This is a genomic window from Mitsuaria sp. TWR114, assembly GCF_007997345.1.
Genome location: NZ_VOSR01000664.1, coordinates 1 through 10,617, shown reverse-complemented (window position 1 = coordinate 10,617; position 10,617 = coordinate 1). Strand labels below are relative to the sequence as shown.

Below are 10,617 nucleotides of genomic sequence, written 5' to 3'. Positions count from 1 at the left end.
CGGCGTGACGCCGCCACGCCGCACCAGCGAGCTCACGGTGGCGATGCTGCAGCTGGTCGCGAGCGGGCGCGGCTTCGCGGCGCTGCCGCTGTGGGCGGTCGAGGGCTACCTGGCGCGGGGCTACGTGGCGCGCCAGCGCATCGGGCCGTCGGGCCTGACCGGCCGGCTCTACGCGGTGAGCACCGGGCGGCTGGCGGCCAAGCCCTTCCTGGCCGATTTCGTGCGGATCATGCGCGAGACCTCGCTGGTGAACCTGGGCGGCGTGAGCCTGTTGTGAGCGCGCGCCGAACCGGTGAGGCCGGTGAGGCCGGCGGCGTGCCGAGCGCCCCGCCCCGTGGTCAGGCCCGGATGCGGCATCGGCGCCACGGGGCCGCCGCTATGATGCCGCCCGTTGGTGCTCGCGCCCGGCCCTCCGCCGGCGCAGTTCAACGGGAATCAGGAAGGGTCGCCCGCCCGCGGCCACGGCCCCAACCTGAGCTGCCCCCGCAACGGTAAGCGGAAGGCGCGCCCGGCCGACGCCGTCGCCCCCCGATGGCCTCGGCCCCCGCGGCGCGCGACTCGTGGCTGGATCCACTGGACGGTCGTCCGGGAAGGCACCACGGGTTCGTTCTTCCGACAGCCCGGATACCGGCCAACAGGCGGACCCATCGCCCCGCGATGGGTCCATTCCGCATGCGGCCGCGGGGAAGCGGCCGTCTGCCGCCGCTTTGTGATTCCGACATGCAAGCCTCCCGTCCCCGCGCCGCGCTGCGCGCCGTTGCCCGTGCCGCGCTGATCGCCGCCCCGGTCCTGTCCACCGTCCCCTCCGTCGCCGTCGCGCAGTCCTCGCTCGACCCGGTCATCGTCATCGGCACCCGTGAGGCGCAGCCGCTGAGCCGCAGCGTCGCGGACGTCGTGCTCATCGACGCCGACACCCTGCGCGACAGCGGCGCCGGCAGCGTCGCCGATGTGCTGCGCCGCTACGCCGGCCTGCAGCTGGCGGCCAACGGCGGTCCCGGCCAGACGGCGGGCTACTTCCTGCGCGGCGCCAACACCAGCGCCACGGTCGTGATGATCGACGGCGTGCGGGTCGGTTCCGCGACGCTGGGCCAGGTGTCCTTCGAGGCCATGAGCCTGGCCAACATCGAGCGCATCGAGGTCCTGCGCGGTCCTGCCTCCGGCCTGTACGGCGCCGATGCGGTCGGCGGCGTGATCCAGATCGTCACCCGGCAGGGCCAGGGCCCGCTGGACCTGCGTGCCGGCGCGGCCGTGGGCGAATACGGCTCGCGTCAGGGCGACGTGTCGGTGAGCGGCGCGCGGGCCGGTTTCGACTACGCGGCCAGCCTCAGCCGCGACACCAGTGACGGCACGACCGCGATCCGCGGCGACCGCGGCAACAGCTCCTACAACCCGGACAAGGACGGCTTCACCCGCACGGTGGCGTCGGCCCGGCTGGGCTTCACGCCGGCCGAGGGCCACCACATCGGCGTCAGCGCGACGCAGAGCCGCCTGAACGCGCAATACGACAGCGCCACCTTCGACGACCAGTTCGTCGCGCATCCGGAAGGCGACTTCCGCAACCGGCTCAAGACGCGCCAGGCGGCGCTCGACTACCGCGGCACGCTCTCGCCGATCTGGACGACGACGCTGCAGTTCGCGCGCGGCACCGACGACTCGGTCAGCGGCCTGACCGACGCGACGCGCTTCAAAACCACCCGCGACCAGGCGACCTGGCAGAACGCGCTGCGCCTGGCGCCGGACCAGCAACTGGTGCTGGCCTACGAGCGCCTCGAGGAAAAGGCGGACGGCGTCACCAGCGACACGCTCAAGCGCAGCAACAACGCCTACATCGCGGGCTACAGCGGCCTGTTCGGCCCGGCCGCCCTGGAGGCCAACCTGCGCCGCGACGACAACTCGGTCTACGGCGACAACACGACCGGCAGCCTGGGCGGCAGCATCGCGCTGAGCCCGACGCTGAAGCTGCGGGCGCTGGCGGGCAAGACCTTCCGCGCGCCGACCTTCAACGACACCGACTTCCCCTTCTACGGCCACCGCGACATCCGTCCCGAGCAGGGCCGCAGCGCGGAGATCGGCCTGAACTGGCGCTCCGGCGCGAGCAGCGCGTCGGCGACGGTCTATCGCAACAAGGTCAAGGACCTGATCATCTACAACCCCGATCCGGCCCTGTGCCCGCCGGCGCCGGACTTCGCCTTCGGCTGCGCGGCCAACGTCGGCCGGGCCAAGCTCACTGGCGCGACGCTGACCGGCGCGCACCGCATCGGCAACTGGAACCTGGCTGTTAACGTGGACTTCCTCGATGCGAAGGACACCGACACCGGCGCGCGGCTGATCCGTCGCGCGGCGCACCAGGAAAGTGTCTCCGTCGATTACGACACCGGCGCCTGGAGCGCGGGGGCGACGCTGACCGACATCGGCAAGCGGCCGGACACCGGCGCCACGCTGGGCGGCTACGCGCTGCTCGACCTGCGCGCCAGCTGGCGCTTCCTGCCGCAATGGCGCCTGGAGGCCAAGGTCCTCAACGCGGCGGACCGCGATGTCGAGCCGGTCTACGCCTACCAGGGCCTCGGCCGCCAGGCCTGGGTCGGCGTGCGCTATGACATGAAGGGCTTCTGAGCCGGGCCCTCCTTGCGGCATGGGCGCCAGCGGTGAGCTGGCTGTCCATGCGCGTTTTGGCAACCAGCCCCCTCAGCTGTACCTCTTCTCCAATTCATCCCAGCCGGGCTTGCCCACCAGCCGCTGGCGCTCCGCGAAGGGGGCGACCAGCGCCGGGTCCTCATCGATCCGGCGCTGCGCCTTCAGCACGCCGAGCGCCTTCTGCATGCCCGCCACCGCGCCCTGCAGCGCCGCGTTGGCGTAGAGCACGACGCCGTAGCCGAGCGACTCCAGCTCCCGCGCATCGGTGATCGGCGTCCTGCCGCCGATCACCATGTTCATCAGCTGCGGCACCGGCAGGCGCCCCGGCAGCGCGCGGATCTGGTCCGGCGTCGTCACCGCCTCGACGAACAGCAGGTCCGCGCCGGCCTCGGCGAAGCGCAGCGCGCGTTCCACCGCGGCCTCGAAACCCAAGGTCGCGCAGGCGTCGGTGCGGGCCATGATCATCAGGTCCGGGTCACGTCGCGCGTCGACGGCCGCCTTGATCTTGCCCACCGCCTCCTCGGTCGGGATCACCTCCTTGCCGCTGAAGTGACCGCAGCGCTTGGGCGCCACCTGGTCCTCGAGCTGGATGCAGTCCGCACCGGCCCGCTCCAGCGTGCGCACGGCATGCCGCACGTTGAGCGCGTTGCCGAAGCCGGTGTCGGCATCGACGATCAGCGGCAGCGCCACCGCGTCGCGGATGCGGGCCGTGTGGTCGGCGATCTCGGCCAGGCCCATGAAGCCCTGGTCCGGCAGCCCGAACCACATGTTGGTCACGCCGGCGCCGGTGATGTAGAGGGCCTCGAAGCCGAGGTCCTCGATCACCCGGGCGGACAGCGCGTTGAACGCGCCGGGCACGAGCACGCCGCGGCGGGCTTGCACCAGCGTGCGCAGGGTCTGGCGGGGAGAGGTCATGGGTCTGCTCTTCTCGATCTGAAAGCTGAAAAGGGGAATGGGGAAGGAAAGTGGTCTCGACCCGCCCGGCGGGACGACGGCATCAGGCGCCGAAGAGCGCGTCTGCGGGCACGCGCACGACGCCTTCCATCAGCACGCGCGCGCTGCGGCTCATCACGGCGCGCGTCACGCGCCATTGGCCATCGACGAGCGCGGCCTCCGCGCCCACGCGCAAAGTGCCTGAGGGATGGCCGAAGCGCACCGACGCGCGCGGCGGGCCGCCGGCCGCTTCGCACACGACGGTGCCGGGGATCGCCGCGGCGGCGCCGATGGCCACGGCGGCCGTGCCCATCATCGCGTGGTGCAGCCGGCCCATCGACAGCGCCCGCACCAGCAGGTCGATGTCGCCGGCCTCGACGAGCCGGCCGCTCGACGCGCGATAGGACTGCGGCGGCGCCACGAAGGCCAGCTTGGGCGTGTGCTGACGGGAGGCGGCCTCATCGAGCGCGCCGATCAGCCCCATACGCAGCGCCGCGTGCGCGCGGATCGCCTCGAGCCGCCGCAGCGCCGCCGCGTCGCCGTTGACCGCGTCCTGTGCCTCGATGCCGGTGTAGCCGAGGGCCGCCGCGTCGACGAAGACGGTGGGGATGCCAGCGTTGATCAGGGTTGCGCGCAGACGGCCACCAGCGACCAAGCTCTCGGGCAACGCCAGTTCGTCGACGACGCGGCCGGTGGGAAACAGCGCGCTCGCGCCCCGCCCACCGGCACCGGCACCGGCACCGGCACCGGCACCAACACCGGCACCGTCGCCCTCCTCGCCCGGATCCAGGAACGCCAGCTCGATCTCCGCGCCCGGAAAAGCCACGCCGTCGAGTTCGAAGTCCCCGCGCTCCAACACCTGCCCGTCCTGCATGGGCACCTGCGCCACGATGGTCTTGCCGATGTTGGCCTGCCAGATGCGGACCGTCGCCCGCCCGTCGCGCGGCAGCGCCGCCGCGTCGACCAGCCCGGCCTCGATGGCGAACGGCCCGACGGCCGCCGACAGGTTGCCGCAGTTGCCGGACCAGTCCACCAGCGCCCGGTCGATCGCCACCTGGCCGAAGAGGTAGTCCACGTCATGGCCGGGCCGCGCGCTGCGCGACACGATCACCACCTTGCTGGTGCTGGAGCTCGCGCCGCCCAGGCCGTCGATCTGCTTGCCGTAGGGATCGGGGCTGCCGATCACCCGCAGCAGCAGCCGGTCGCGCGCGGCGCCCGGGCGCCGGCAATCGGCGGGCAGGTCCTCCAGCCGGAAGAACACGCCCTTGGAGGTGCCGCCCCGCAGGTAGACGGCGGGGATCTTCAAGGCAGGTGGAAAGCTCATGTCGTCGCGTGAAGCATTGGCGGCATCGCGGCCGCGAGGAAGTCCTGGGCGAAGCGCTGCAGCACCCCGCCCGCCTGGTGGATCGACAACTCCTCGGCGGTGTCGATCCGGCAGCGTACCGGCACTTCGGTGCGAACGCCGTCACGGCGATGCAGCACCAGCGTCATCACCGTGCGCGGCGCCGGCACGCCCAGCACGTCGAAACGCTCCGAGCCGTCGATGCCCAGCGTGCGCCGCGTCGTCCCGGGCAGGAATTCCAGCGGCAGCACGCCCATGCCGATGAGGTTGGTGCGATGGATGCGCTCGAAGCCCTCGGCCACGATCGCCTCCACGCCGGCCAGCCGCACGCCCTTCGCGGCCCAGTCCCGCGACGAGCCCTGTCCGTAGTCCGCGCCGGCGATCACGATCAGCGGCTGGCGGCGCGCCAGGTAGGTCTCGATCGCCTCCCACATCCGCATCACGGTGCCGTCGGGCTCCAGCCGCGCCAGCGAGCCCGGGATGACCTCGCCCGACGCGTCGCGGACCATCTCGTTGCGCAGCGTCGGGTTGGCGAAGGTGGCCCGCTGCGCCGTCAGGTGATCGCCGCGGTGGGTCGCGTAGGCATTGAAGTCCTCCACCGGCACGCCCATGCGCGCGAGGTATTCGCCAGCCGCCGAGTCGACCTCGATCGCATTGGACGGCGACAGGTGGTCGGTGGTGATGTTGTCGGGCAGCACCGCCAGCGCGCGCAGGCCGCGCAGCGTGCGCGCGCCCGCCAGCGCACCCTCCCAGTACGGCGGCCGCCGGATGTAGGTCGAGCGCGGGCGCCAGTCGTAGAGCGGCGCTGTCGCCGCGGCCGCCTCGGTCGCGGCCGGCGCGATCGGAAACATCGGGTCGTAGACGCGCCGGAACTGCGCCGGCTTCACGCAGCGGCGCACCAGCGCGTCGATCTCCTCGTCGTCCGGCCACAGGTCCTGCAGGCGGATCTCGCGCCCGTCGACGACGCCGAGCACGTCGCGCTCGATGTCGAAGCGGATCGTGCCCGCCAGCGCATAAGCCACCACCAGCGGCGGCGAGGCCAGGAAGGCCTGCCGCGCGCGCGGATGGATGCGGCCGTCGAAGTTGCGATTGCCGGACAGCACCGCGGTCGCATAGAGGTCGCGCTCGACGATCTCGCGCTCGATCGCCGGGTCCAGCGCCCCCGACATGCCGTTGCACGAAGTGCAGGCATAGGCCACGACGCCGAAGCCCAGCGCTTCGAGGTCCGCCAGCAGGTCCGCCTCCTCCAGGTAGAGCGTCACCGCGCGCGAGCCGGGCGCCAGCGAGGTCTTGACCCAGGGCTTGCGGACCAGCCCCAGCCGCCGCGCGTTGCGCGCGAGCAGGCCGGCGGCGATGACGTTGCGCGGATTGCTGGTGTTGGTGCAGCTGGTGATGGCCGCGATGATCACCGCCCCGTCGGGCAGTCGACCGGGCTCGTCCACCCAGGGCGCCGCGATGCCGCGCTCGCGCAGCATCGCGGTCGGCAGGCGGCGATGCGGGTTCGACGGGCCGGCCAGCGCGCGCTCGACCGCGCCGATGTCGAAGCGCAGCACACGCCGGTAGGCCACGTCGTCCAGCGTGCCGCCCACGCCGGACCACAGGCCCGCCGCCTTGGCATAGGTCTCGACCAGGCGCACCTGGTCCTCGGCGCGGCCGGTCAGGCGCAGGTAGGCCAGCGTCTGCTCGTCGATCGCGAACAGCGCGGCGGTCGCGCCGTATTCGGGCGCCATGTTGGCGATCGTCGCGCGGTCGCCCAGCGTCAGCCCGGCGACGCCGTCGCCGAAGCATTCGAGGTAGGCGCCGACGACCTTCTCGCGACGCAGGAACTCGGTCAGTGCGAGCACCAGGTCGGTGGCGGTGATGCCGGGCCGGCGCCGCCCGGTGAGCTCGACGCCAACGATCTCCGGCAGGCGCATCCACGAGGCGCGACCCAGCATCACGCTCTCCGCCTCCAGTCCGCCGACGCCAACGGCGATCACGCCCAGCGCGTCGACATGCGGCGTGTGGCTGTCGGTGCCGACGCAGGTGTCGGGATAGGCGATGCCGCCGCGGGCGTCGCGCTCCACCTGCACGACCGGCGACATCCGCTCCAGGTTGATCTGATGCATGATCCCGTTCCCCGGCGGGATCACTTCGACGTTGCGGAACGCGCGCCGGCACCAGTCGATGAAGTGGAAGCGGTCCTCGTTGCGGCGGTCCTCGATGGCACGGTTCTTGTCGAAGGCGCCGGGATCGTCGCCCCCGCACTCGACGGCCAGCGAGTGGTCGACGACCAGCTGCACCGGCACCACCGGATTGACCCGCGACGGATCGCAGCCGCGCGCCGCGATCGCGTCGCGCAGGCCGGCCAGGTCCACCAGCGCGGTCTGCCCCAGGATGTCGTGGCAGACGACGCGCGCGGGATACCAGGGGAAGTCGCGCTCGCCCAGGCCGTCGGCCAGCTGCAGCAGGCAGGCGTCGAGCAGCGCCGGATCGCATCGACGCACCAGGTTCTCGGCATGCACGCGCGCCGTGTAGGGCATGCGGGTCCAGGCGCCGGGGCGCAGCGCCTCGATGGCCGCGCGGGCATCGAACCAGTCCAGGTCGGTGCCGGGCAGCGGTCGACGCCAGGCGGCATTGACGGGCGCGGCGGCGGTGATCGTGGCAGCGGGTGCGAGGCTCATTGACGCGCCGCCAGCGGCACGAAGGCCTGGTCCTCGGGGCCGGTGTAGACGGCGCTTGGACGGATGATCTTGTTGTCCTGCCGCTGCTCGATCACATGGGCGGCCCAGCCGCTGGTGCGCGCGATCACGAACAGCGGCGTGAACATTGCCGTCGGCACGCCCATCAGGTGATAGCTCACCGCGCTGAACCAGTCGAGGTTGGGGAACATGCGCTTGACCTCCCACATCACGCGCTCGAGGCGCTCGGCGATGTCGAACATCTTGGTCGTGCCGGCCTCGACCGAGAGTCGTCGCGCCACCTGCTTGATGATCTCGTTGCGCGGATCGCTGATGGTGTAGACCGGATGGCCGAAGCCGATGACAACCTCGCGCGCCTCGACACGGCGGCGGATGTCGGCCTCGGCCTCATCCGGCGAGTCGTAGCGCTTCTGCACCTCGAAGGCCACCTCGTTGGCGCCGCCATGCTTGGGTCCGCGCAGCGCGCCGATCGCGCCGGCCACGGCCGAGTACAGGTCGCTGCCCGTGCCGGCGATGACGCGCGCGGCGAAGGTCGAGGCGTTGAACTCATGCTCCGCGTACAGGATCAGCGAGGTGTGCATCGCGCGCTCCCAGCCGGCATCGGGCCGGCGGCCGTGCAGCAGGTGCAGGAAATGCGCGCCGATGGACTCGTCGTCGGTCTCGACCTCGATGCGGCGTCCCTGCGTCGCCCAGTGGAACCAGTACAGCAGCATCGAGCCCAGCGAGGCCATCAGCCGGTCGGCGATGTCGCGCGCGCCGGGCAGCGGGTGGTCGTCCTTCTCCGGCAGCACGCAGCCCAGCGCGGACACGCCGGTGCGCATCACATCCATCGGATGCGCGCCGGCGGGCAGGCGCTCCAGCGCCTCCTTGACGCTGGCCGGCAGGCCGCGCAGCGCCTTGAGCTTGGCCTTGTAGGCGCGCAGCTCGGCGGCGTTGGGCAGCTTGCCATGCACCAGCAGGTGAGCGACCTCCTCGAACTCGCAGGCCTGGGCCAGGTCGACGATGTCGTAGCCGCGGTAGTGCAGGTCGTTGCCGCTGCGGCCGACGGTGCACAGCGCGGTGGTGCCGGCCGCGACGCCGGACAGCGCGACGGATTTCTTGGGCTTGAAGGCGGGGGCGAGGGTCTCGCTCATGGGGTCTCCTCCTGGGGATCTGGGAACTGCGGGCGGGCGTGGCAGCGAGCCATCGACCGGCGCGACAGTCCAGGCCTTGATCCCGTCGATGGGTGCATGGGATAGTCGCGTCATTCGCAATCTTTGCAGCGCGGCCGGCGACACTCAATGGCTGAATTAGCAATGAAATGCGAAGTCGATTCGCCGCATTTGCGAATCTTGCGAACACGATGGGAGCCTATGCGCAAGACCTTCCTCGGCGTGAAGCTCAAGACCCTGCGCGAGCAGCGCGGCCTGACCCAGGCGGCGCTGGCGCAGGCGCTCAAGCTGTCGCCCAGCTATGTGAACCAGCTCGAGAACAACGAGCGTCCGCTGAGCGTCGCGGTGCTGCTGCGGCTGCAGTCGGCGCTGGGCGTGGACCTGCAGTTCTTCTCGGAGGACGACGAGGCGCGGCTCTTCGCGCAGTTGCACGAGATCGTCGCGGAGACGCCGGTGCCCGGCGGCGTGCCGGAGTCGGAGCTGCGCACGCTGGTGCAGCAGATGCCGGGCATGGCGCAGCTGATGCTGCGGCTGCACGGCCGGGCGCGCGGCGCGGAGCAGCGCGTGAGCAACCTCGGCGGCCACGAGCGCGGCACCGGCGTGATCGCGGGCCCCGGGCCACACGAGGAGGTGCGGGACTTCTTCTACGCGCACCACAACCACATCGACGCGCTCGACCGCGCCGCGGAGGCGCTGGCGATGGTGCTCGCAAGCGAGACGGCCACCGCCGCGGGTGCGGGCACGGGCACGACCACCGCGCTCACCGCAGCCACTGCGCTTGCTGCGGCAACGTCGGCGCTGCCCCTCTCGCAGCAGGACCTGGCGCAGCGGCTGCAGACCCACCTGATGACTGCCCATCGGATCCAGGTGCAGGTCGTGCCGGACGAGCGCCTGCGGCGCTACGAACCCGCGCAGCGATTGCTGCTGCTGTCGGACTCGCTCTCGCCGGGCCAGCGGGCCTTCCAGCTGGCCACGCAGCTGGCCTACCTCGAATGCGGCGCGGAGATGGACCGGCTCATCGCTTCCGCCAGCTTCAGTCCGGAGGCCGCGGCGCTGGCGCGCATCGGGCTGGCGAGCTACTTCGCCGGCGCGGTGGTGCTGCCGTACCGCGCCTTCCTGTCGGCGGCGCAGGCGCTGCGGCACGACATCGCGCTGCTGGCCAAGCGCTTCGGCGTCAGCTTCGAGACCGTGTGCCATCGCCTGTCGACGTTGCAGCGACGCGAGGCGCGTGGCGTGCCCTTCTTCTTCGTGCGGGTGGACCGGGCGGGGAACATCTCGAAGCGGCAGTCGGCGACGGACTTCCACTTCTCACGCAGCGGCGGCACCTGCCCGCTGTGGAACGTGTACGAGGCCTTCGGCCAGCCGGGCCGCGTGCTCACGCAGGTGGCGCGGATGCCCGACGGGCGCAGCTATCTCTGGATCGCGCACTGCGAGCTGCGCGCCACCGGCGGCTACGGCTCACCGGCGCGCGAGTTCGCGATCGGCCTGGGCTGCGACCTGCGGCACGCGGAGCAGCTGGTCTATGCGAAGGGGCTGGACCTGGGCGATCCGGACAGCGCCACACCGATCGGACCCGGCTGCAAGCTGTGCGAGCGCGAGGGCTGCGCGCAGCGGGCCTTCCCGGCGCTCGGAAAGCATCTGCGCATCGATGAGAACGAGCGCACGGCGGAGCCGTATGGGACGAGGTGAGCGCGCGCGATCTCACCCCAGCGGCCCGCCGTCCCCCGCCACGAGCTGCTGCACGCTCGAGAAATCCAGCCTGCCCCGCCCTGCCCGGCTGTTGAGCGCATAGAGGTTGCGCGCCAGCTCGCCGAGCGGCACTGCGGCGCCGACCTGCAGCGCCGCCTCCACCGCCAGGCCGAGGTCCTTGAGCATC

At 71.8% G+C, this 10,617-nt stretch carries 8 protein-coding genes; 3 read left to right on the top strand and 5 right to left on the bottom strand.

The genetic code is table 11. The features are described 5' to 3' along the window. The coding region (locus tag FUT87_RS21890) for a LysR substrate-binding domain-containing protein (RefSeq protein ID WP_255511959.1) at window positions 1-277 on the top strand (277 nt) is incomplete at its 5' end. A 443-nt stretch (window positions 278-720) separates the two neighbouring features. Further along, window positions 721-2,613, top strand: a complete 1,893-nt coding sequence (locus tag FUT87_RS21880) for a TonB-dependent receptor domain-containing protein (RefSeq protein ID WP_147242382.1) — start codon at window positions 721-723, stop codon at window positions 2,611-2,613. A gap of 72 nt (window positions 2,614-2,685) precedes the next feature. Here the strand turns inward: FUT87_RS21880 and FUT87_RS21875 are convergent, their stop codons facing one another. The 4 genes from FUT87_RS21875 to prpC all read right to left on the bottom strand — a co-directional run bounded on the left by FUT87_RS21875 (window position 2,686) and on the right by prpC (window position 8,723). Continuing rightward, on the bottom strand, window positions 2,686-3,549 hold the full coding sequence (locus tag FUT87_RS21875; RefSeq protein WP_147242381.1) for an oxaloacetate decarboxylase: 864 nt from the start codon (window positions 3,547-3,549) through the stop codon (window positions 2,686-2,688). An 82-nt stretch (window positions 3,550-3,631) separates the two neighbouring features. Next, window positions 3,632-4,891: a PrpF domain-containing protein gene (locus tag FUT87_RS21870; RefSeq protein ID WP_147242380.1), complete on the bottom strand. Its 1,260-nt coding sequence runs from the start codon at window positions 4,889-4,891 to the stop codon at window positions 3,632-3,634. Further along, complete coding sequence (gene acnD, locus FUT87_RS21865; protein WP_147242379.1) at window positions 4,888-7,572, bottom strand: Fe/S-dependent 2-methylisocitrate dehydratase AcnD; 2,685 nt, start codon at window positions 7,570-7,572, stop codon at window positions 4,888-4,890. Before acnD ends, FUT87_RS21870 begins: the two co-directional genes overlap by 4 nt. Continuing rightward, window positions 7,569-8,723, bottom strand: coding sequence for a 2-methylcitrate synthase (gene prpC, locus FUT87_RS21860; RefSeq protein WP_147242378.1), 1,155 nt, complete (start codon window positions 8,721-8,723; stop codon window positions 7,569-7,571). The genes acnD and prpC overlap by 4 nt, the downstream gene beginning before the upstream one ends. A gap of 219 nt (window positions 8,724-8,942) precedes the next feature. Between prpC and FUT87_RS21855 the strand changes: the two genes are divergently transcribed. Further along, window positions 8,943-10,430 (top strand): short-chain fatty acyl-CoA regulator family protein, encoded by a 1,488-nt coding sequence (locus tag FUT87_RS21855; protein ID WP_147242377.1) that lies wholly within the window; start codon window positions 8,943-8,945, stop codon window positions 10,428-10,430. 12 nt (window positions 10,431-10,442) lie between these two features. Here FUT87_RS21855 and FUT87_RS21850 read toward each other — a convergent pair. Further along, window positions 10,443-10,617: NAD-binding protein (locus tag FUT87_RS21850; protein ID WP_147242376.1), on the bottom strand; the 175-nt coding region annotated here is incomplete at its 5' end.

What these genes read in the sequence shown, in the direction of transcription:
- FUT87_RS21880 (WP_147242382.1), top strand. Translation starts at nt 721, where the DNA reads ATGCAAGCCTCCCGTCCCCGCGCCGCGCTGCGCGCCGTTGCCCGTGCC.
- FUT87_RS21875 (WP_147242381.1), bottom strand. Translation starts at nt 3,549, where the DNA reads ATGACCTCTCCCCGCCAGACCCTGCGCACGCTGGTGCAAGCCCGCCGC.
- FUT87_RS21870 (WP_147242380.1), bottom strand. Translation starts at nt 4,891, where the DNA reads ATGAGCTTTCCACCTGCCTTGAAGATCCCCGCCGTCTACCTGCGGGGC.
- acnD (WP_147242379.1), bottom strand. Translation starts at nt 7,572, where the DNA reads ATGAGCCTCGCACCCGCTGCCACGATCACCGCCGCCGCGCCCGTCAAT.
- prpC (WP_147242378.1), bottom strand. Translation starts at nt 8,723, where the DNA reads ATGAGCGAGACCCTCGCCCCCGCCTTCAAGCCCAAGAAATCCGTCGCG.
- FUT87_RS21855 (WP_147242377.1), top strand. Translation starts at nt 8,943, where the DNA reads ATGCGCAAGACCTTCCTCGGCGTGAAGCTCAAGACCCTGCGCGAGCAG.